The following is a 21962-nucleotide window of genomic DNA, read 5'->3' as shown; positions in this document are numbered from 1 at the left end:
ACACCAAACGCGAACGAGCTACTCCTGACCAAGGTGGTCACTGAAACCCTTGCCATACAAGGCGAAAACCTTGATTTATCTAGAAGCCGATGGCGGGATTTGAACCCGCGACCGCTCGATTACGAATCGAGTGCTCTACCACTGAGCCACATCGGCACATGCAGTTTTTCATTTTAACAGGGGACTTCGCTAATGGCGCGTTCTTTTAACCGAGTCTTCTACCCTCTTATTTCCTTTTTAAGCGCAACAATGGGAAGGTCGGGTTAGTGAACGGAAATGAAGTATAGTGCGCCGAGCCTAGCGCTAAGAACTGAAATCAAAGCGTTTCTGCAATTGGCGTTGCCCTTGGCAAGTGCTCAGGTAGCTCAAGCAATGACAGGATTCGTGGATACCGTCATGATGGGCTGGTTGGGGCAGGCTTCCTTAGCCGCTGGGGGGCTGGCCGTTATGGTCTTCATGTCTTTCCTAATGACAGGAATCGGTGTGCTGTCCAGTGTCAGTCCTTTGGTCGCGGCAGCTCATGGAGCCCAGCAGCCTCGTCGCGTTGGGCGAATTACCCGACAAGGGATGTGGATTGCTTTATTGATAGCATTGCCGAGCTTGCCAATTATTGCGCATTTGGACGGGCTAATGACGCTGCTTGGTCAGGATTCCACGGTCATCAGTCTGACAGATACGTATTTGGATGTTGCTCGTTGGGGATTGTTGCCAGGACTTGGGTTTGCAGTATTGCGATGTACAGTAACTGCGCTATCACAAGCCCGACCGATCATGGTGATTGTGGTGGTGGCTAATCTGCTGAACGTAGCGGGCAACTACGTACTAGCTTTCGGAAAGCTGAGTTTTCCAGCGATGGGACTAGCAGGACTGGCACTGGCGAGCACTTTGGCACACAGCGTTATGTTTTTATCTTTGTTGGGATATGTGCTCTGGCATCGACGGGACACACTAGCTACCTATCGTCTCTTTGAGAGACTGCATCGGTTTGATCCACGTGTGGTGCGATCGCTCCTCAAAGTTGGCTTGCCGATTGGCGTTTCAACCATTTTGGAACATGGTTTGTTCACCGTCATGACCCTCATGATGGGAGCGCTGGGTACTCATGTGCTGGCAGCCCAACAGCTGGCGCTGCAAACTGTCGTCGTCGTCTTTATGGTGCCCCTGGCAATGTCTTACGCGGCCACCATTCGAGTAGGACAGTGGTATGGGCAGGGAGATTACGAAGGCATCCGACGGGCGGCAATGGTGAGTGTCAGTGCCGCGATCGCCGTCATGTTTGTGGCGGGTGTTGTATTTGTGGCCTTTCCCCAACCCATCATTAGCGTTTATCTAGACGTGAATGATCCGGTTAACCAGAAGGTATTGCAACTGGGTGTGATCTTGTTGACAGTGGCAGGATTTGGGCAAATCGTAGATGGTGTACAGCGGACTGCAAATGGTGTATTGCAAGGTTTACAGGATACTCGCATCCCCATGCTGCTGGGCGTTGTGGCTTATTGGGGAATAGGGCTCCCCGTCGGTTATGGACTAGGATTTCATACCGAATTAGGAGGAGTAGGAATTTGGGTTGGTGCTTACGTAGGCTTGGCCGTTGCTGCGATCGCCTACATTTGGCGTTTCTGGACTCTGTTACAGCGAAAGGATGAAGGCAGAAGGGCAAGGACAGAGGGATAAACTGAGATCTTGCACTAGTACATCAGCATCCTGCATTTGCCCCCTAAATCCCCCAATTCTGGGGGACTTCGATCTCAGAACCCCCCAAATTTGGGGGCAGGGGGGCCAGACCAGGCAATGTCGGGACAACTGCAAGATCTGAGATAAAGGAATCCTGTGCCCTGCTTGATCGATAAAGGGGGCAGGTTTTCTGCCCCCTTTAAAGCGCAATTTTGCAAAGTGCAGTTATAGCCGTCGCCAGTTCCGTTAGGACCAGACGGCAAGCCATCTGGTCTATGCTAAGCACTCAGATGCTACTGGAATGCGCAAACCTAGATGGCTACAGCTATAGTCAGATGCGCTGTTCTAGGTATTGACCGATCATGATTTCCTCACCTGCCCGCGAGATGATGGTTTGTCGTGTACGAGTGCGATCACCAATCAGCTTGATCTCCTCTTCAAAGCTAGAACCGCTATAGGCTGTTTTTAGAACCATTGTGCGGGCATCACGAAACGTGAAGTCGGCGGTGACTGGTTTAGAGGTAGCGAAGCCGCGATCGCGATACAGCGTTGACCCTTTAATACCAAAGATTGTCGAGCCGTTGACAGGCTTCTTGTTAGTTTGGGGATAGTTACTCTCCCAAGTCACCTGAGCACCACAAACTAAGGAATGGCTGCTAGGAAGTTCATGCATTGCGTGTAGTTGATGCAATTCATCACTTCCAGACTCCAAAAAACGAATGGTGATGTAGCTAATAACTTCCTGAACATCGCCATTGTTTAAGGTGTAGTAACGCCGTTTGGAACGCCAATCACCTTCACACGTTCTAAAAAACGAAGCAACGAGCGGTTCAGCAAGAATACGAGCTGTGTCAAGGGAATAAGGCATGAACTTGAGCCAATAAAAATGACAATGCGCAAATAAAAAGCGTTCTAGAGGTTGTTAATTTTTGTAACCTAAGACAATGCTATCGATCTGTCTTTAAATTGACAACTACAGACAGGAATAGTCTTCGCTGCGAAAATATCTAGCTTCAGCCATCTAGGTTTGTGTACCCAATAGCATTCAGATACCTGGTACCGCTATGCGGAATGCAAAATGCAGAATGCAAAACTGCCTCATAGTGGAATTTTTAGTATTTGGAATAATGCATATATTTCCGCCGTCGAGTACTATCTCAGTAGCTTGCCGTTTAGTCCTGACGGAACTGACGGCGACTATACCAGTAGCGTTCACGAAAAATTAACAATCGCTATAGAATTAGTTAGGCTTGTCTTGAGGGTGCCCTAATCGAGATGCTGGAAACCTTAGAATGGAAGGAATTAGCATTCTCTTTAGGATTCAAAGTTACTGCCAGTGCCGCCCACCCAGCTACCTGAGCCACCCTTATCCGTGCCAACTCCGCAGTCCCTATCCCGAAAGCGACAGCGTTCTCTCAATGAACGGATTGCGAGGCGTACTCGCTACATTTATCTCAGATTTATTCGGCTCCGAGGACATCCCAAAGAGCTGGCAAGGGGACTGGCAGCAGGTGTTTTTGCTGGCATGTTCCCATTGTTTGGTTTGCAGACGATTATCGGTGTTGCGATCGCGCTTCGCATCAAAGGTAACCCCCTACTCGCGGCGGGCGGCACCTGGATTAGTAATCCGCTGACTTATCTACCCATCTATGCTTTCAATTATCAACTAGGAAGCTGGATTTTGAGGCGTCCCGCAGTTAATCCCTTCACCGATGTTGAATCGCTTAAATCATGGGTCGAAACCGGTGCAGACGTCGGCATTTCGCTCATGTTGGGGAGCTTGGTGATGGGGCTCATATTTGGCATTTTGAGCTACTTTTTAGGCTTACCGCTCATTCGACGTGCACAAAAGCGGTACCGAAAACTTCAGCGTGGTCGAGAACAAGGATAAGGAATGAATGAATTTTAAGTTCTCAGTTTTGAGTTTTGAATGATTGAGTCATCGGCGAATCCAAAGCTCAAAGTTGATACTTAAATAAGTTCCCGTTCCTAAAGACTGAATCTACAGGACGAAGAGTGTCGTTAGGTATAGTTGGAAGGTTTTGACTTAGTAACGCCATACGACCTAGCTAATAGCGTTCAGAGTAGACGACCGCTTCCTGCAAGATTTCTTCTTGACGTCCTGAATCATTGACCCGAACCACGGTGAGGCTGCTGGAGTCCAGTCGATATTCAAAGTCGCCATTGGCAATGATGTATCCACCTCCTAGCATTTCCACATCGTCGGCAGTGATGATCTGTTCAGTACCCTGTTCTTGGGAAAGGTAATGGCGCTGGTTGCGGACCTTACAGACGTAAATAGTATGGCTTTGGGTGACAAAGTACGCTTCGATCGCTCGCACATCACCACATCGCTCGTCTAAAGCTTTATGCAAAATCTCACTTTGAGCCTTAGTATTCACCGTTGGGTCGACAACGATCGATGGCGGAGTTGCCTGAATCTCCAGCAGATCGCTCCGAATCCAACCTGCTGTTGGTGCGTCCTGAAAGGTGACATAGTGCCACGTCGCACCGCCCTCCTCCACCTCTGAACGACCTAAAATCACGGTGTCGCCCACGTGGCCATAGCCAATAGGATCGCTGGCAACCGAAGGGAGCGATCGCACATTCACTTCAGCATTGGGGTTTTGAGCTGTAATGGTAGCGGTTTGTCCTTCCAAGTCCTCATCGGCTGTGGGCGAAGTGGCGCGAGCGTCTGAAATCGATTCCTGTGAATTTCTGGGATTTGGTGATTCCGATGGAGTGAAGGGCGTCTCCGAAGCATTCGGTGACTCAATAAACGGCGTTGTAGACTGTGCAGAAGCCGCACTGGTCAGAGGCTGGTTCAAGCTGCCAATGGTATGCTGTTCGGTTTCAGTAGTTGTTCGAGAGGTGACAGGCTGCTGTCGGCAGGTGCCTACGATCGCCACTAAACAGAATGTGAAAGTCCCTACCAAAACCAGCTGCGATCGCATCTTCAGTCGTCCTTAACCGTCAAAATCTACGTCTAAGTCTACTGATTGTTTTGATCTGTGCAATTCCTATCTCAGAACTGATGAAATTCGTAATTATGCCAAGGGTTTTCCGATTGCCCAGACCCCGCTAAGGCTCATCAGTTCTGACGATGTAGCCCATCTGATCAATTTCGAGAGGCGTGTTAGGAAAGTCTTTAAGGGTGAGCTGTCGAACTAGGGTTACGCTCGCGAAGAAGTCATCGATGTAGGGAACGCCATTGTTGTCAAGTGCTACGGGAATAATGCGCCCACGTAGAAAGCTACCCGTTTCATCGAGTTCAACGTGTAAAATCAGAGACTGCCCGAGGGGACCTACGGTCGATAGGGTACGGTAACCCAAAAAGTTCCCTAAGGAGTAGGCAATAAGCTTGTCTTGATACAGCTCTATGTACTGAGGCAAACTCGGGTGGGGTACGAAATGCAAAGGTCATGCCTCGACTGATGTCTTTGGCGCTGTAGGGATGGTTAGTCAAAGTACTTTCGAAATTGCCGAAAAGAAGATCCACCTCTCCCAAAAACATTTGAACACTGCTGAATAGAGCGTTCGGGTCATTGGGGATTCGATAATCGGGATAGTTCGTGCCAGGGATAATGTCCCCAACCGCTTTGAGCTTGACGGCGGCTGGAGCTGGAGGAGGGACTGCTAGCACATTTGCGGCAGCACCAAGTCCAGTATTTTCGGTGATGGGTTGCAGCGGCGGTTGGGCTATTTCGATGGAGGAAGGTTGAGTGGTTTCTGCACTGGAAGATGGCATAGGTTCGACCAGTGATGTGCTTGAGTCTACCCAGCGAGAAGACAGAGTGTTGCTTATTAGAGCGATACGGAATGAGCGCAATCCACTGCTGGCGATCCAACTTCCAAGGGCAAAACTGGCAACGCTAAGTGCGATCGCTCCTAAAAATAACCACTGTCTGCGAAGATGGCTCTTTACAATACGCCGCTTCGTTATATAAGGATAACGGACCGTATGAGCCGCTCCCTTGGACACCCTGTGAGAACTCGAATAGAGTCTTGGGTCGAGCAGACTATGAGGCTGAAGAGGCTGAAATGGAACAGAATCTGCTCCTTGAAACGTAGATTGCGATCGCTCCAACAGTGCATGGTGAGCCAAGCGAGGAGGCGATCCATCGGCGTTACCAGTGACGACATATATATAGATGTCCCAATATTTTGTACCTTGCAGCGCTTTCAGGTTGTTCTCAACTTGAAACAAGACCGAGGCAATTGAGCAGACATGCTGAGAAGGTAAATAGATTTGGAGACAAGGTGGCTGCCCCGTGACAGTCAGTGGTGGGTGCAGGGCGATTGCTTCATTGAGATAGGTTGCGATCGCCCGACAGGTCTCCTGTTGAAGGACTGTTGAAAACTGAGGAGTAAGCCCTATAGGACCAGAGACTGTCATTATGGATATGCCAAATGACGGCAAGACAACGAGTTCAGCCCCCAGCCAAATTCGTGGAGTGGGCGCGGTAGTGCGTTTCCCCAAAGCAGATAAGCTTTCCCAGTGTTTTGAGTGGTGAGCATATTCTGCCGTAGTGTCCTAGATGGCTAAGGCTATAGCCACGATTAACCCAACATTCTTAAATTAAGCCTTGAGAAGACAGCAAATATTTTCCAATCTGAACCAGATTGAGAACAATGAAGGTTACCAGAAAAATAGTGACGACGACATTAAAGGCGTTTCGTAAAAAAGTGACCATTATCTGTGCCTTTTGATAAAAACTGCAATCTCTACACATTCATGCAATTGACGTGATGTGATGAAAGAATGCAAGGATTTTTAATACTGAAAGCGATGTACGATACGCATCGTAATAGTTAAGGGTTAGGACGGACCGTAGCGATCGCTCGGCAATCCTTTAACATCGGTGTTCAAGCAAAAGAGGTCGCCTGCTTCATAGCTTTGCTTCAGTTCTGCCTGACTTAGCCCTGCCGATCCGGTTGTGATAAATAAATCCGTAAGATCCGCGCCACCAAAGGTACATGAGGTGACTAATGGTACAGGCAACTGAATACGTCCCATCTCTTTGCCATCGGGGTCAAACCGAATCACACACCACCCATTCCACATCGCTGACCAGATGCAGCCTTCAGAATCAAGCGTCAGTCCGTCAGGATAAAAAGGTTCGTGGGTCAGATTAATAAGAGGGCGACGGGCGCTAATTTTTCCAGTTTCCAGATCAAACTCATAGGCGTAGATAGTTTTGCGGGGGGTATCCGTTAAATAAAATGTCTTCTGATTAGGACTCCAACCCAAACCGTTGGAGATGGTTAATCGCGTTTCCATGGGGTGCAAAGAGCCATCGGGGTCATAGCGATAGAGATTAGCTTCGGGTTGCTCATGGTTGTTCATGGTTCCAATCCATAGCCGACCCTTGCGATCGCATCGCACATCATTCAAACGATTGTTTGGCTTGTCCTTCTCCACAGAAACGAGCGGTTTAACGGAGCCTGTTTGCAAGTTTAGAAAGCTCAAACCGTGTTCTTGAGCAATGATGACCTGGTGCTCATCGGCAATAAATAGACCACTGACAACCGTATCAATTTCTACAAACAAGTCTTCAGCAGTGGCCGGATCAAATGTGTGGACCCGGCGATTATAAATATCCACCCAATAGAGCACTTGCCGTTGGTTGTCCCAGATGGGGCCTTCTCCTAAACGAGCACGGGCGCTCAAGACATTCTGAGGGCAAGAATGGTAATCCATTTTTAGACGCGCTAACTAGAGGGCGTTGTCAGTAGCCAAAGTAACGGGAGCCGCTTTTGAAACCTTGAGATGAGGTAATCTCCCTTCATCTCTTATCTTATGCAGACCAGGGTTCCCTGAAGTCGGCATACAGGGTCAGCCCGCCGTCGATATAGAGCGTCTGCCCTGTGATGTAAGCTGCTTCATCTGAGACCAAGAATGCAGTTGCCGCAGCCATTTCTTCCGGTGTTCCAGGTCGTCCCATCGGGATGTGGCTGTTCACTTCAGCTTCTTTCTTCGGATCATCAACCCAATCTGAATTGATGGGAGTTTCCGTTGCACCGGGTGCGATCGCATTCACGCGGATGCCACTGCGAGCATACTCTAGCGCTAAGGTCCGGGTCATGTTGCCCATACCCCCTTTGCTGATTGAATAACTGACGTAGAGCGGACGTGGAATAATTTCGTGAACGCTGGAGACATTAATGATGCTGCCTTGCTTCTGCTGCTTCAGAAACTGCTGAACTGCCTCACGAGCACACAAATAGGCTCCCCTCAAGTTAACGCCAATCACTTTGTCAAAAGCATCCGTCGAAACCTTATGAGACTCCTCTTCAGTTTGAATGCCTGCGTTGTTGACCAAAATGTCGAAGCCACCCCAAGCTTCAGTTGTCTTCGACATCAGAGCTTGGATATTGTCCTCTTTGGAGACATCCGCTTGCACAATGAGGGTTTTGACTTCATGACCATTGGCTTTAGCTGCTTGCTGAGCATCAGTCTCAGTCGATTTAGCCCCTTCAAGGTCACCTCGGTAGTTGATTGCGACATGACAACCCTCTTCCGCAAGTCGGATGGCGATCGCCTGCCCGATGCCGGAACTTGCACCCGTTACGATCGCAGCTTTGCCCTTTAATCCCTTCATATTTGTGGCTTGTCCTACAGTGCAACCATTAATCGTCTACAACACCCAAGAATCTAGTGAGTTTGCGGCTGCAAAGCATCTCCTAATAGAGGGAGATAGGAAGGAGATGCAGAACAACGGAACGGGCAACGGCTAGACATCAATTCACCAAATCACACATAGGGTACATCACACCTAAGACAAGGTTTTGCCCATACAGCAGTACACCACTCAAACAAAGGATCGCAATCCCATAATCAACCCCTGGCAAATTTGAGCCATGAAATCCAAATCCAGCGTCTCAACACAATCACTAGGCTGATGATAGTGAGGGTTTCTCAAAAAAGCTGTATCTGTCACCATCATGGCCCGATATCCGCAGTCCCAAAACGAAGCGTGATCGCTGAGCCGCGTTGCGGGAATCATCTTGCCACCGTTGACAACAGGTAACCATTCACAAGCTGTCCCTGCCCGTTTGATGTGCTGACCCAAGCTCCTCATAACTGGAATGATGCCCCAGTTGCCTATCAGTGCAATGAAATCTCCCGTGTCAGGATATAGGCGCTTGAGCAGGGGAGACGGATAGTGCTGACTGTTAGACGCGCGATCGCAATAGCCCAACATCTCCAGCGATAGCATGAGGCGCACAGGCTGTCGCTCCTGCCGCAGGGTTTCCGCATAAGCACAACTCCCCAAAAGACCGTATTCCTCTAAATCGAAAGCCACAAACCAGATAGGCACAGCTGGAGGATGATGTGCGAAATAGTGAACAAGTTCTAGCAGAACCGCAACACCGCTGGCATTATCGTCAGCTCCTGGTGTTCCTGGCACTGCGTCATAGTGAGCGCCCACTATCAGCGGCGCCTTTGAGGAGATCGTCTGACTGGGCAAGCGCAAAACCCAGTTGGTGTAAGTTTGACCTCTGAATTCGAACGGATAGGCTTCAGCCGTGCCCCACTTAGAGAACTGAGCTCGAATGTACTGCTGAACTAGCCAATGAGAACCTGACGCTAAAAAGGGATCGCGATCACCAGTCAATTGATTCAAGTGACTTAATATTCGAGGGCGAAGGGCTTCTTTTGTAAAGTTTGAATCAAGATTGAGCCTCGAATGGTGCTTCATGGTGAAAAGAGTTTACTAAATCTTAAGATTGCTCAGAAACCATTGAGCCCGTTTGCTTGCAGCATGTAGTACAAAGGGACTAACGATCCCCAAATGATCATCACATGTCTATACTAAAAAGCCTGTGAATTTGTATCCGATGTCACGGATTCATTTCTCGACTTTCCCTGTGGTGCTGATTCACTATTTAGGCTTCTGCCATACTGCTATGGAAATTTTAGGAATCTTTTGGGCTGCATCTATCCTTCATTCATCATCTGTTATGGCGATCGCTTCAGATGTCATTGGGCGAGAATCCCAACAGCACCCTTCAGTGGCAACTGAAGGGACGGCTGCTTGGTTGAACTCCCTAATGCCCGCCTACCGTCGGATAGTTTCAGCTTCAGATGTAAACACGATTTACCGCAGCTATGTGACGTCTGCTAGCTGGCTGCTGCCAAATCTAAGTCGAGCAGAGTCATTGGATGAATCTGTCTCTTCTGAAGATCAGTTCGTCACTTTAGTTCCTGCTATAAGTGCTGGACTAACTAGTCTTAAAGGGTCCTCTGAAAGTGCTTTGGAATTACCGCCAGAGGAATCGGAAGAGGCTGAGCCAGATTTAATTGATGAAAGGTGGGATAGTTGGACTGCCGTAGCTGCCGTTCGTACCGAGACAGCAGTGGAACCCCTGCCTCAAGACTGGCAAGTTGAGTTCGATAACGCCTGCTTTCAAGAGGGCGCTGTCCCCTATCAGTCTGTCCCGCTCGCGCTGAAAGCGGCTCCCAAAACTCAGGTCTGGGTTCACAATCGTTTTATTGGTGACGTTTCTGGTCAGGTGTCTGCCAATAAAATTGCTACAAAGTTGAGGAATCTGCTGCAAGAAGGAAAGCTAGAGCCATCTCAGATTCGCCCTATTATTGGCTCCAATTTTGCTGGGGCGGGTTACGGTGGCGAGATGCTTTTTGTGGTGGATGAAACCATGCGATCGCACCCCGAAGTTCCTGCGACTGAGATTGCTGTGCAGTGGGTCAACAACTTGCGCTTGGCGTTCAACGAAGCCCCTTTAGGTTTGACAGACGTCCAAATGGCGATCAGTGGCTTAGCAGAGACTTCCAAAGTGCTTTATGGCACGGCCTCTTGGTATGGTCCTGGGTTTCATGGACGCAAAACTGCCAACGGTGAGATATTTGATGAAAATACGCTGACGGCTGCCCACAAAACCCTGCCGTTCAATACCCATCTCAAAGTGACCAATCGGCTCAACGGCAAATCAGTCATCGTTCGTATCAACGATCGCGGTCCTTACGTGGGGCAGCGATCGCTGGATCTCTCAAAAGCGGCAGCCTACTGCTTGGGAAGCACTCATAATGGTGTCATTCCCTACGAGGCGGTCATCTTGGAAACTGTCGAAAAGCCCGATCTAAACCAAGTCATCGCAGCGAATCCAGTAGAGTGATGCGGTTTGGCCTATTTGCCTTGCAGGCTTCGGATCGCAGTTAACATGCCCTGAGATTTGTTTAGGGTTTCCTGAAATTCCGACTCAGGCACTGAATCAGCGACCAAGCCTGCCCCAGCTTGCACGCTGACGGCATATCCGCCTTCTGCTGCCGGTCGAGTAATCATGGTTCGAATTGTGATAGCCGTATTAAGCTGCCCTTCGAAATCGTAGTAGCCATAGACTCCCGAGTAGGGACCCCGGCGATCGGGTTCCAACTCGTGAATGATTTGCATGGCGCGAATTTTAGGCGCGCCGCTGACCGTTCCTGCGGGAAAGCACGCTTTGAGCAAATCCCAAGCCGTTTTATGCGATGATAGCTGCCCTATCACGTTGCTTACGATGTGCATCACATGGGAGTAACGCTCGATTACCATAAGCTCATCGACGCTGACGCTACCGCTTTCACAGACCCGTCCTAAGTCGTTACGCCCTAAATCCACCAGCATGACATGTTCAGCAATCTCCTTGGGGTCTGCTAGCAGATCTTCTGCAAAAGCGGCATCCTCCGAGACCGTTTTACCGCGAGGGCGAGTACCTGCAATCGGTCGTACCGTTGCAATTTTGGAGATCTCTGTATCGGGTGCATTGTCGGCCTTCACCATGACTTCTGGGCTTGATCCAATCAGTTGCCAATCTTTGAAGTGGAAATAGGCCATGTAGGGCGATGGATTAACTAAGCGCAGCGAGCGGTAGAGGTCAAAGGGATTGCCGTCGTAGTGAGTTGTGAGTCGCTGAGAAACGACGACCTGAAAGATGTCACCGGCTTGAATATAGTCTTTAGCCTTTCGGACAGCGGTGCAAAATTCAGCTTGAGTGCGATTACTCTTGTAGTCCAAGCCTGAGCGAGGCTGATCGGTTCCTGGGGGCTGCCAATTGGTCAGGGGCTGAAGTCCCGTCAGGGGTGCAGTTAGCTTCTGGACAAGGACTTGGACGCGATCGCAGGCTTCTCCATAAGCGGCTTGCAAATTTCTTCTAGGCTGTCGCAGATCGGCATAGGCAATAACCCATATTTTTCGTTTCACTTGGTCAAAGATAAGCAGACTGTCCACCTGCATCCACAGACCGTCTGGCAGGTCGGTATCAGTGCGATCGTAGATAGGAACTGTGGGTTCAATCCATTGAATTAGCTCATAGCCCCAAAATCCAAACAGGCCGCCAATGCCTGGCGGCAGCTCTGGTAGTTTGATGGGCTGATAGGGAGCCAAGCACTCTGGCAGAACAGCAAATGGGTCGCCGCTGTAGGTTTTGACTGTGCCGTCTCGGAAGGTTTGCGTGGTCACACTGCCTCGCGTTTCGAGCACCCAGAGAGGATCACATCCCAAGAGACTATATCGGCCCAGTGTTTCTCCCCCTTCAACCGATTCCAGCAGAAAACTGTAGGGAGCGTCCACACAAACCTTATGCCACGCTGAAACAGGCGTATCTAAATCAGCCGCCAGCTCTTGATAAACGGGTACAAAATTGCCTTGAGACGCAAGCTTCGTGAATTTCTCTAGGGTAGGAAAAATCATTGAGATGGGAAAATCGTAAGTGGAGCCGGAACAAATGATACTGGAGCGATCGATGGCGGAAGGGTGAACTAAATCTTAAGTACTTTTTGAACCTTCAACTTTAGGAGGCTGAGAAATCCTCGGTGTCGCCGTCCCTGGGAAAAGGGGGGTATTCATCATCTGAATTGAACTGTCCCCTTTTCAAAGGGATTAGGGGGATCGAGGCCCAAAGCCATCTACTAGGAAATGAATTTACAAAGTATTGAGTCAGCTTGAGGTTCTAGCGTTTTAATCGTCCTTATTGTGGCCAACATTGTCATAGCATTCTAAGGGAATGACGATTGACTCACCAAAACCAAAAAACAGGAGCATAGCCCTGCTACACCCCTGCTAATGCGATTAATTGATGTGAACAGCTCGATTCGCAGACCTAAACCTCGTAAGGCTCCTTTCCACTGAATTTAATAGTTGCAGGGTCAGGATTTTTGCCGATGTTACGGTCTTTCTTACCGATGGTCTCACGACCTTCGTTGACCTTCTCAGGGAAGACGCCATCAGCAGGATGCAGATACTGCGTTTCGCCGTTCGGATAGATTCGGTAGATTTTGTAGTCTTGGATCTTAGGCTTGAACTTAGTGCGAAACTGAGTGCCTAAGGCTAGACACTGCTCTTTGCGAGCTAGATACAGAAGGTTCTCACCTTCATTCATGATTGCGGCCCCACCAGTGGGCATTTCAAAAACCTGCTCCTTGGAACTGGTCCAAGTAATGGCGTACTTTTCTTCGACGGAAGCTGCTGTCAGCAAGCCGCCAGTACTACCGCCAAATTTAGGTGTTTGTCCAGTCAGAGTCTCTGCCATAAAACGTTCTCTCTCAACCGTTTTGACGGCATCGTATCACCGGGCACAGGGGCATATATCGACTTATTGAGGAAAAGTAACAGTTCTTCAGATAGACCTTCAATCTCTCAATGCATAGGGTTGAAGCAATTGGCAGAGCTAGCTCCAATGACGCAAGGTTGCAGTGTTGCCACAGCACCTATTTTTTCCTTTCGAAAAGACAGGCGCAACAAAAATTCATTATTTAACTCGCTTGTTATCTTAAACGCGACTTAATGTTAAGGCTTTTCAAGAAGGATTGATTCCTCCAGATTGAGGAGGGGCTGTTTTTTATACTGAATTTGCATTGAAGAAAACGCTCAAACGCCAGGAGGGCAGAGCAATGAGCCATACTTATGAGGCTTTTGTGGACATCAAAGAGTATGTCGGCAGCCAGGGTGCCGCCTCTTCCTTGATTTATACAGATCGTTACGAAGTAGATGCTTTGTCGCTTGAAGGTGCTGATGAAGCAGCTTTATCTAAGGCCACTGGTATTCATCCTAAGGCGTCCGAATTTGACGTCCGAATCACCCGGCTACTGAAATAGGGTTTTCGTTTACCGTTTATTTGCTAAAGCTAAAAGTTGAGTTTTATAGCCGTTACCCGTTCCGCTAGGACAAGACGGCAAGCCATCTAGTCATGCACTAGGCACCTGGGTGCTATTCAGTGCATAAGTTTAGGTGGATAAAGCTATTTTTATGGGGCATTCGTTGCCCCATTTAATTTGCGCGATCGCGCGTAGTTAAGACGTAACGCCCTCTGTGGGCTATATATGGAATTAAGCAACCCTTGTTTACGGGTCCTAATCAAGTTGAGTTAGACGCTGTTATCCTTCGCTTTTGTTCCTAAAGCTCAAAACAGAAAAGTTAAACCAACAGGATTTATAAAAAAGAGCAATCTCTACTCAAAGACGCTTGCCGTCGTTAACCAGTACGATAGGGTGATAGGACTAAAGCCATTCAAGGAATAAGTAGCACTATGCCACTGCTCATCACTGGTAAGAAATTCATACGTGATTTGGAGACTTCTGGTGCTCTTGCCGTCAGGGCTCCTTTAGAGGGTGGCTTTGAGGGGAGATATCAGCGGCGATTGCGGGCTGCTGGTTACGAATCCATCAACCTAACGGTCAAAGGATTAGGTGACTTATCAGCTTATTTGACTGACGTTCATGGCGTACGTCCAGCTCACTTGGGCAAAAAGACCATTGGACAGTCAGCCGCTGTTGGATATCGCTACTACATTCCCCCAGTCGTGAACTATCGCTTGGAACAGCTTCCCCAAAAAGCAAAGGGACTGGTTCTTTGGCTGATTGAAGGCAATATCTTATCTCAGCAAGAAATTGCTTATTTGACTCAATTGCCGACAGCGATGCCCAATGTGAAAGTGGTGTTGGAGATGGGAGGCGATCGCGTCTTCAGTTGGCAACCCCTGAAAAATGAATTAGCGGCGTAATTCTCTTTTGCTCCATAGGTAAAAGTTTTTGCAGCGTCCTCTATATGTGGAGGAACATTCGCCAATCTGAATGCCTTCACCTCTATCAGTGATGTACGGTCTGATGGAGGCTATTTTCGGTTTTTTACCAAACGTTACAAAGTCTTTTCAGCTTCGAGGTTCTGTTGCAAGATACCGATGGATAAGAAATAGCCCAATTCCCGTAAATTCTCTAAGATAAAAGGGTGAGAGTAAACTATCGACCCCTACGTTCTTTACAGGTAGGTTGCTGGTTCAAATTAATTTGTGGAGCTAGCTATCAACACCTTCCTTCGATCCGCAATTTAGCGCTTGCTTACGCTTTGGCAGGTGCTGATTGCATTGACGTCGCCGCTGATCCTGCTGTTGTTAGCGTGGTTAGGGAGGCGCTGAGCGTTGTCTCTCATCTTCGGCAAAGCAAAGAATTCTTAAACGAAACAAGTCCATCATTTCCTGATGATTTGCCCTTTTTGATGGTGAGTTTCAGCGACGGAGACGATCCCCACTTTCGCAAAGCTGTCTTTAACCCTAAGCACTGTCCTGAAGATTGTTCGCGCCCCTGCGAAAGGATTTGTCCAGCTGAGGCGATCGCCTTCAACGACTCCTTTTCTGGTGTGATTGAGGCGCGTTGCTATGGCTGCGGTCGGTGTTTACCCGTCTGCCCAATCCAACATATTGAGGCAGTAACTCGGCCGACATCCGTTTCGGCGATCGCACCTGAGTTGTTAAGTCAAGTTGATGCGATCGAAATTCACACTCAAGTAGGGCGCTATGAAGATTTCATGGCGCTATGGTGGGTAATCAAACCCTACCTTAACCAACTTAAGGTAATTTCAGTGAGTTGCCCTGATCATCCATTTGTGAGCGACTACCTCTGGCAACTTTATAAGGCCATCCAGCCACTTCCTATGCCGCTTATTTGGCAGACAGACGGACGGCCCATGAGTGGCGATCTGGGTAAGGGTACGACTCATGCCACGGTTCGCTATGGTCAAAAAATCTTACAAACAGGACCTCCAGGTTTTGTGCAGCTAGCTGGAGGCACCAACGCCCACACAGCAACCAAGCTGAAGCAGCTAGCCGATAATAGTGATCTTGTCGAATCAGGTTCGCCTCAGCCAGAAATTAGGACAGCTCCGAACAGACCTAGTTTTGGCGGCATTGCTTACGGCAGTTTTGCCCGTCGTTTGTTAAGTCCGTTGCTTGACGAAACGTTGCCTCAGCAGACTAAGTTCGTGTCTACCAGTCAACTTTGTAACAGGAACATTTCCTATGATCTAAATCGCCTTGAATCTTTTCCTTTGCAGCTGCTTAGAGCTGTACAACTCGCCCAAAGTCTTGTGGTTCCCCTAAAAACCACATACAGCACTCAACTAGCACCGCTTTCAGAACCTGTAGGTCATTCGCTTTCTGACGTGGAGGCTCTTCGTGGGTCATCACCTCACTTATCGTCATTTGAGTAAACTCGCTTAGGCTATGGTCCTTCAAAACGACGCACAGTCCTTCGATTCTGCTAATTATTCTCCTTCACAAAAAGGTGTTCAACAAAGCTCCCAATCTGCGGTGTACGACGATTTACAACAGCTAATACACATCCTCCCGCCTGACATAGCCGCTCTCATTCGTCAGCATAGTCAAGCTAATCAGCTGATTGAAGTCATTCTTGACTTAGGCCGACGCCCTGAGGCTCGTTTCCCATCCGGTTCTGACTATTTGTCCGACGCCGTTGTCACCAAAGAAGATCTGCAATATTGCATCGACAGAGTTGGTTTCTTTGGTGGGGATAATCGTGCTGGCATTGAAAAAACGCTTCATCGCATTAGCGCTATTCGAAATCGTTCGGGTGAGGTCATTGGTTTGACCTGTCGGGTAGGTCGAGCCGTTTTTGGCACGATTGGTCTGATTCGTGATCTGGTCGAACGAGGTCAGTCTATTTTGATGTTGGGCCGTCCTGGTGTTGGTAAAACGACGGCTTTGCGAGAAATTGCTCGGGTACTGGCCGATGACTTAGATCGCCGCGTTGTCATTATTGACACGTCTAACGAAATTGCTGGGGATGGGGATATTCCTCATCCCGCCATTGGTCGGGCCAGACGTATGCAAGTTGCCAAACCTGAATTGCAGCATCAGGTCATGATCGAAGCGGTTGAAAATCATATGCCTGAGGTCATCGTTATCGATGAAATTGGGACTGAGTTGGAGGCCACAGCAGCTCGCACGATCGCAGAACGAGGGGTGCAGCTCGTTGGCACAGCCCACGGCAACCAACTAGAAAATTTGATCAAGAATCCAACCTTGTCTGATTTGGTAGGTGGCATTCAATCAGTCACCCTGGGTGACGATGAAGCTCGACGGCGAGGAAGTCAGAAGAGTGTTCTAGAACGCAAAGCTCCACCCACCTTTGACATTGCGATCGAAATGCTGGAACGACAGCGTTGGGTCGTTCATGAAAATGTGTCGGATACGGTGGATTTTCTGCTGCGGGGACGAAAGCCAGCTATTCAAATTCGGACGGTGAACGAGCAAGGGGAAATCGTCGTCACCACTGAGACTCCGAAGGAGAAAACGACGCCTATTCTAGGGCGATCTTCATCTGTGACGGGGTTCAAAAAGACTGGCGGCTGGCGTTCCTCAGGTCGAATGATGCCTCCTAAAGGAGGCGGCACAGTCGAACGGTTACCCCTCTCTTCCGATGAGCAAGACTTCGAAGCAATGCTCAATCATTCCTTGGATGACGCAGCGTTAGCTTACTCAGCAACCGATGCAGGAACTGCTCTATCCTCAGCACCTGAGCCAGAAATAGGCCCCAACGGCGAGGATATTCTGCGAGTCTATTCTTATGGCATCAGCAAACATCATCTCGATCAGGTGATTGAGACGCTGCGGCTGCCTGTAATACTCACGAAAGACTTAGATGCTGCGGATGCTGTATTAGCGTTGCGATCGCACGTCAAGCATCATTCTAAGCTTCGACAAATCGCAAAGGTCCGGCATCTACCCATTCATACTGTGAAATCGAACAGTATGCCGCAGATTGTACGAACACTTCAGCGAATGTTGGACCTGGATGAAAGCAGCGTTGAATCGATGCCCAACCTTAGCTTGCTCTCACCTCATGAGGATGCCGATGAGCTAGAGGCTCTAGAAGAAGCTCGATTGGCGGTCGAGCAAATCGTTATTCCCAAGGGACAGCCTGTCGAACTTCTGCCCCGCTCAGCCCGAATCCGCAAAATGCAGCATGAGTTGGCCGAACATTACCGGCTCAAATCCTGTAGCTTTGGTGATGAACCGAACCGTCGGTTACGGATTTATCCTGCATAGTCTCGAAAGAAAAACTGGGATAGTGTCCCACGACAGTGGCAGAATAACGTTATCCATGTTGTGGGACAGTAATGGGTGCACCTGTATGGCTATAGCTTTAGCTAGATAGCTTGCCGTCTTGTCCTAACGGAAATGGCGACAGCTATACCTCCGAATGGTTATCCTAGTATCGCTACGCGGAATTCAAAATTCAAAACTAAGGTAGATAAGCTTTCTCAGTGTTTTGAATGGTGAGCCTATTTCTGCCGCAGTGTACTAGGAGGCTCACCTTTGTTGCATTTGAAGGAGAACGGTTGATTGTGACTTTTCGACGATTTATGCCTTTGTTAGCGGGTGCATTGATTTGCGTGGTAGCTGGTGAAGGTAAGGCTCAAACAGCCTCGACGTTAGTTTCATCAGTACCGTTTGCTTCTGAGGTGTCTAACGGGGCATCTCATTCATTCCTCTTAGCTCAAACGCTGACGGATCAGCAGCAAGAGGCCCTTGATGAGCTGTTACGCGATGGTCAGGACAAGGTCGATGCGGGGGATTATTCTGGCGCGATCGCCCTTTATCAAGAAGCCACTCGCATTGATCCTCGCAATGCCCGTTTGTATTCCGGCATTGGGTATCTCTACGTGCAACAAGAGCAGTATGAAGACGCGATCACGCCTTATCAGCGAGCAATTTCTCTAGATCCAGATAACCTACCCTTCCGCTATGGTTTGGCGTTTGCCTATGTGCAATTGGAAGATTACGACAATGCGATCGCAACCTATGAAGCAATCACTGAACTGTCCCCAGCAGCAGCTGATGCCTATCTGGGGCTGGGCAACATCTACATCCTTCAAGACGATTACGAGGCGGCCTTAGAAACCTACGAAATGCTGACCTTCAGTTCACCTGGCAACAGTCAGGCTTATGAAGCACTGGGGACGCTGTACTTAATTCAGGAAGAGTATGAAGCAGCACGGTCAGCCTTTCAGAGAGCCGTGGCGATCGACACCAGCCGCAGTGAATCTTACATTGGTCTTGCTGAAACCCAGCTAGCCCTCGGAGAAACCGATGCCGCCTTTCGCAATTTGCAGGCAGCCGTTGAACTAGATCGCAATGCAGCCGAAGCACAGTTTTTGCTAGGTGAAATCTCAATGGAACGGGGTGATGAGGAAGCTGCTTATGGGTACTATCGGCGGGCTGTGGATGCAGATCCGGATTTAATTCCAGCGCAGGCTGCTGTGGGGGCTATGCATCTGGAGAACGGCGTCTACCTGCAGGCGATTATTGCCTACCGTAAAGTCATCTCGGCTTTTCCCAACAATCCAGGTGCACACTACAACCTGGCTCTGGCACTATGGGCTGAAGGTCTAAAACCACAGGCCACTCGCAGCATCAATCGGGCACGTAATCTCTACCTCCAAGAAGAGGATATGTCTTCTGTTGATCGTGTCGATGCCCTGATGGAATTCTGGGGCATCGGCTCCGGTGTCCAAAGCACGACCTCTGACACGGACTTAACACCCGAATAGGTTGACCTGTCCTAAGAACAATGCATCTACTGACGTCTTAGAACGGGTAGGCTAGAGGCGCAATCAGGACTGTAAGTCCCCAAAATAGAAGATTGAGGGGAATGCCAATGCGGGTGAAATCTGTAAACTTGTAGCCTCCAGGACCATACACCATGAGATTAGTTTGATAACCAATGGGGGTGGAAAAGCTAGCTGAAGCGCCAATCATAATCGCAATCACAAAGGGCATATAGCTTACCCCCAAGCCTTCGGCTACCGAAAGCGCAATGGGAAACATGAGAGCGGCGGCAGCGTTGTTGGTAATCGTCTCCGTTAATAGCATTGTGATACCGTAAACTACTGCTAATGCCAGCAGATGATTGCTGCCCGCAATGCTCAGAAAGGTATTCGCGATCGCCTCAGCTGCTCCTGTTGCTTGCATCGCTTCACTAATTGCCAAAGCTGCTGCGATTACCAACAAAACAGACCACTGAATACTTTGCAGAGCGCGAGTGGGCGAACAGCATCGGGTTATCAACATCAGGATGGCTGCTAAGATAGCGGCCTTCAGCATACTCAGCACGCCAAATCCAGCTAAAGCGACCATTAATAGCAGCGTGACGAGCGCGATTGGGGCTTTGCTGTGGCGCAGCGGTTCAGAATCAGGTAAATCGCTAACGAGGTAGAAATCACTCGAAACACGCTGCTGTTCTAAAAATCTAGGATGGGTTTCTAGTAGCAGGGTATCCCCAGGTTTAAGGCGAATGTCACCGATCTTTCCAGACAATCGTTCACCGTTTCGAGCAACGGCCAAGACGACCGCGTCATATCGTGTTCGAAACTGTCCTTCTCGAATGGTGCGTCCAACTAGAGAGCAAGTATTCGAAACAACCGCTTCAATCAAGCGCCGTTCGGTACGAGGTGTATTGAGCTTGAAGACTTGATCTGTGGCAGGTTCCAAGCCCCTTAGTCGCTGCAAGTCCAGAATGGAATCGACAATGCCAACAAAAATAAGCTGATCGTTCTCTCGAAGCGTTTCTTGAGGGCTGACTGCTGGAATGATTTGGTTGCCGCGAGCAATTTCTGCCAAATAAAGACCTGGAAGATGACGAAGTCCGGCTTGCTCTACCGTTTTACCGGCAAGAGGACTTCGAGGGGCAACCACCATTTCAACCGTATACTGTCGCATGTCGTCCTGTTCGCTCATAACAGGTTTACGGTTGGGCAACAGCCAGCGCTGGGCACCAAAAAGAAAGATCAGACCCGCGATCGCACAGGGCAAGCCGACCGGTGTGATGTCAAAGAGTCCCAACGCTGGATGGTCAGTGGCATTGACCAACAGGCCACTAACGACCAAATTAGTACTGGTCCCAATGAGCGTACATAGTCCCCCAAAGATAGAAGCATAGCTCAGGGGAATCATGAGCTTTGATGGACTAATTCGCAACTTGCGGCACCAATCGCTCACCACCGGAATAAACATCGCTACGACTGGCGTGTTATTCAGAAATGCACTCAACACCATGACTGGAACTGTGAGTCGGGCAAAGGTGGCTGAACGACTTTTAGGTAAACCCAACAGTTTCTGCGAAATCCACTCTAACGCGCCCGTTTGTTGTAAACCTGTCACAACGATGTACAGCACACCAACTGTGACCATGCCATCGTTGCTGAACCCACTCAGGGCCTGCGGGGTTACGAGTACCCCAGCGAGATACAGGACGGCGACAGCTCCTAAGAAAATAATTTCAGCTGGCAGTGCAGTAATCGCGTTTGCCAGGAAAGCAAGTGCCGTAACGCCTAGTGTGAGCCATCCCTGCCAACTCAGTGTTGCAAAAGGAGAATTGGTGGCGACGAGCTGCATAGTTGCGATCGCAAAACTACTCAGGATGCCAAATATTAGCAAGGCGAGGAATTGCTTTTGCCGTCTTTGGGTCCACCACCGCCGAAGTTCACGCCCTGTTTGCATAAAGATACCTGTGCCACAGATTGAACAAGATTGTATTTCAAAACAAATGAAATACGCACCAACTTCAGCTCGGTTTTAATGAAGCTTGCATCAAGGTCATGCATCAAAACCGTACTTCTTCGCGCTCCGAGTATAAGGACTTAGATGCATTGCCTCGCAGTGCTTGTGTCACTCTTGATAGATGCGTGATAACTGAACCGTGATGTCCCGTAGTCGTTTAGCTCAAGCTGTTGAGAACGCTAAAGTCTGGGTAACCTTCAAAAGCTTGCTTCTGCTGACCTTTGGATATTCCCTCTGCCTTTTGCGATGTCTCCCAGCCGAAGATACTGAAAATAAGTTGAAGATCGGCTCCCAGAAAGTACGGATGCTGAAAAATCCGTAAGGTACCCAGCTATGCCCGGGGCGTCACTTACCGTTCTCAAAATTGTTTACGGCAAGACTAGCGATAATTCTTAAGCACAATAGAGCCGGGGCGCGATCGCGCTCCGGCTCTATTG

General features: G+C 49.1%; 18 protein-coding genes and 1 tRNA gene. 8 read left to right on the top strand and 11 right to left on the bottom strand.

The window, feature by feature from the left end; translation table 11 throughout:
• Nucleotides 1-84: 84 nt before the first annotated feature.
• Nucleotides 85-156 (bottom strand) — tRNA-Thr (locus tag PN498_RS01390).
• Nucleotides 157-276: 120 nt separating this feature from the next.
• Here PN498_RS01390 and PN498_RS01385 point away from each other — a divergent pair.
• Nucleotides 277-1674, top strand: coding sequence for an MATE family efflux transporter (locus tag PN498_RS01385; protein ID WP_272060881.1), 1398 nt, complete (start codon nt 277-279; stop codon nt 1672-1674).
• 331 nt (nt 1675-2005) lie between these two features.
• Here the strand turns inward: PN498_RS01385 and PN498_RS01380 are convergent, their stop codons facing one another.
• Nucleotides 2006-2542, bottom strand: a complete 537-nt coding sequence (locus PN498_RS01380; RefSeq protein ID WP_272060880.1) for a phycobiliprotein lyase — start codon at nt 2540-2542, stop codon at nt 2006-2008.
• A gap of 468 nt (nt 2543-3010) precedes the next feature.
• Here PN498_RS01380 and PN498_RS01375 point away from each other — a divergent pair, with 468 nt between their 5' ends.
• Nucleotides 3011-3565: a DUF2062 domain-containing protein gene (locus tag PN498_RS01375; RefSeq protein ID WP_272060879.1), complete on the top strand. Its 555-nt coding sequence runs from the start codon at nt 3011-3013 to the stop codon at nt 3563-3565.
• A gap of 178 nt (nt 3566-3743) precedes the next feature.
• On the opposite strand, the gene PN498_RS01370 is transcribed toward PN498_RS01375, so the two are convergent.
• From PN498_RS01370 to PN498_RS01345, 6 genes are all read right to left on the bottom strand, one after another.
• On the bottom strand, nt 3744-4628 hold the full coding sequence (locus PN498_RS01370) for a hypothetical protein (RefSeq protein ID WP_272060878.1): 885 nt from the start codon (nt 4626-4628) through the stop codon (nt 3744-3746).
• A gap of 127 nt (nt 4629-4755) precedes the next feature.
• Complete coding sequence (locus PN498_RS01365; RefSeq protein ID WP_334312212.1) at nt 4756-5007, bottom strand: hypothetical protein; 252 nt, start codon at nt 5005-5007, stop codon at nt 4756-4758.
• Nucleotides 4946-6070 carry a CapA family protein gene (locus PN498_RS01360; RefSeq protein ID WP_272060877.1) on the bottom strand — a complete coding sequence of 375 codons (1125 nt, stop codon included), beginning with the start codon at nt 6068-6070 and terminating at the stop codon, nt 4946-4948. Before PN498_RS01360 ends, PN498_RS01365 begins: the two co-directional genes overlap by 62 nt.
• A 423-nt stretch (nt 6071-6493) precedes the next feature.
• A complete protein-coding gene (locus PN498_RS01355) occupies nt 6494-7375 on the bottom strand; it encodes an SMP-30/gluconolactonase/LRE family protein (protein WP_272060876.1) in 882 nt (293 codons plus the stop codon).
• Between the two features lie 97 nt (nt 7376-7472).
• Nucleotides 7473-8276 carry a glucose 1-dehydrogenase gene (locus tag PN498_RS01350; RefSeq protein ID WP_272060875.1) on the bottom strand — a complete coding sequence of 268 codons (804 nt, stop codon included), beginning with the start codon at nt 8274-8276 and terminating at the stop codon, nt 7473-7475.
• Between the two features lie 210 nt (nt 8277-8486).
• On the bottom strand, nt 8487-9302 hold the full coding sequence (locus PN498_RS01345) for a M28 family peptidase (RefSeq protein ID WP_272060874.1): 816 nt from the start codon (nt 9300-9302) through the stop codon (nt 8487-8489).
• 214 nt (nt 9303-9516) lie between these two features.
• Between PN498_RS01345 and PN498_RS01340 the strand changes: the two genes are divergently transcribed.
• Nucleotides 9517-10812 (top strand): septal ring lytic transglycosylase RlpA family protein, encoded by a 1296-nt coding sequence (locus PN498_RS01340; protein WP_272060873.1) that lies wholly within the window; start codon nt 9517-9519, stop codon nt 10810-10812.
• A gap of 11 nt (nt 10813-10823) precedes the next feature.
• On the opposite strand, the gene PN498_RS01335 is transcribed toward PN498_RS01340, so the two are convergent.
• Entirely contained in the window at nt 10824-12365 is a 1542-nt protein-coding gene (locus tag PN498_RS01335; RefSeq protein ID WP_272060872.1) for an anthranilate synthase component I family protein, read from the bottom strand.
• Between the two features lie 409 nt (nt 12366-12774).
• The gene (locus tag PN498_RS01330; protein ID WP_272060871.1) at nt 12775-13203 is read right to left on the bottom strand and encodes a photosystem I reaction center subunit II PsaD; all 429 of its coding nucleotides are present in this window, start codon (nt 13201-13203) and stop codon (nt 12775-12777) included.
• A gap of 361 nt (nt 13204-13564) precedes the next feature.
• On the opposite strand from PN498_RS01330, the gene PN498_RS01325 reads away from it, so the two are divergent.
• The 5 genes from PN498_RS01325 (at nt 13565) to PN498_RS01305 (ending at nt 19517) form a co-directional block, all read left to right on the top strand.
• The gene (locus tag PN498_RS01325) at nt 13565-13768 is read left to right on the top strand and encodes a hypothetical protein (RefSeq protein ID WP_272060870.1); all 204 of its coding nucleotides are present in this window, start codon (nt 13565-13567) and stop codon (nt 13766-13768) included.
• 431 nt (nt 13769-14199) lie between these two features.
• Entirely contained in the window at nt 14200-14673 is a 474-nt protein-coding gene (locus PN498_RS01320) for an NAD(P)H-quinone oxidoreductase subunit N (protein ID WP_272060869.1), read from the top strand.
• 224 nt (nt 14674-14897) lie between these two features.
• Nucleotides 14898-16154 (top strand): circadian clock protein LdpA, encoded by a 1257-nt coding sequence (gene ldpA / locus PN498_RS01315; RefSeq protein WP_272060868.1) that lies wholly within the window; start codon nt 14898-14900, stop codon nt 16152-16154.
• A gap of 13 nt (nt 16155-16167) precedes the next feature.
• The gene (locus tag PN498_RS01310) at nt 16168-18012 is read left to right on the top strand and encodes a R3H domain-containing nucleic acid-binding protein (RefSeq protein ID WP_272060867.1); all 1845 of its coding nucleotides are present in this window, start codon (nt 16168-16170) and stop codon (nt 18010-18012) included.
• A gap of 299 nt (nt 18013-18311) precedes the next feature.
• The gene (locus tag PN498_RS01305; protein WP_272060866.1) at nt 18312-19517 is read left to right on the top strand and encodes a tetratricopeptide repeat protein; all 1206 of its coding nucleotides are present in this window, start codon (nt 18312-18314) and stop codon (nt 19515-19517) included.
• Between the two features lie 37 nt (nt 19518-19554).
• Here the strand turns inward: PN498_RS01305 and PN498_RS01300 are convergent, their stop codons facing one another.
• Nucleotides 19555-21465 carry an SLC13 family permease gene (locus PN498_RS01300; protein WP_272060865.1) on the bottom strand — a complete coding sequence of 637 codons (1911 nt, stop codon included), beginning with the start codon at nt 21463-21465 and terminating at the stop codon, nt 19555-19557.
• Nucleotides 21466-21962 lie beyond the last annotated feature (497 nt).

The organism is Oscillatoria sp. CS-180 (assembly GCF_028330965.1).
Lineage (GTDB): Bacteria > Cyanobacteriota > Cyanobacteriia > Phormidesmidales > Phormidesmidaceae > Halomicronema.
This window is presented reverse-complemented; position numbering and strand designations above follow the sequence as displayed.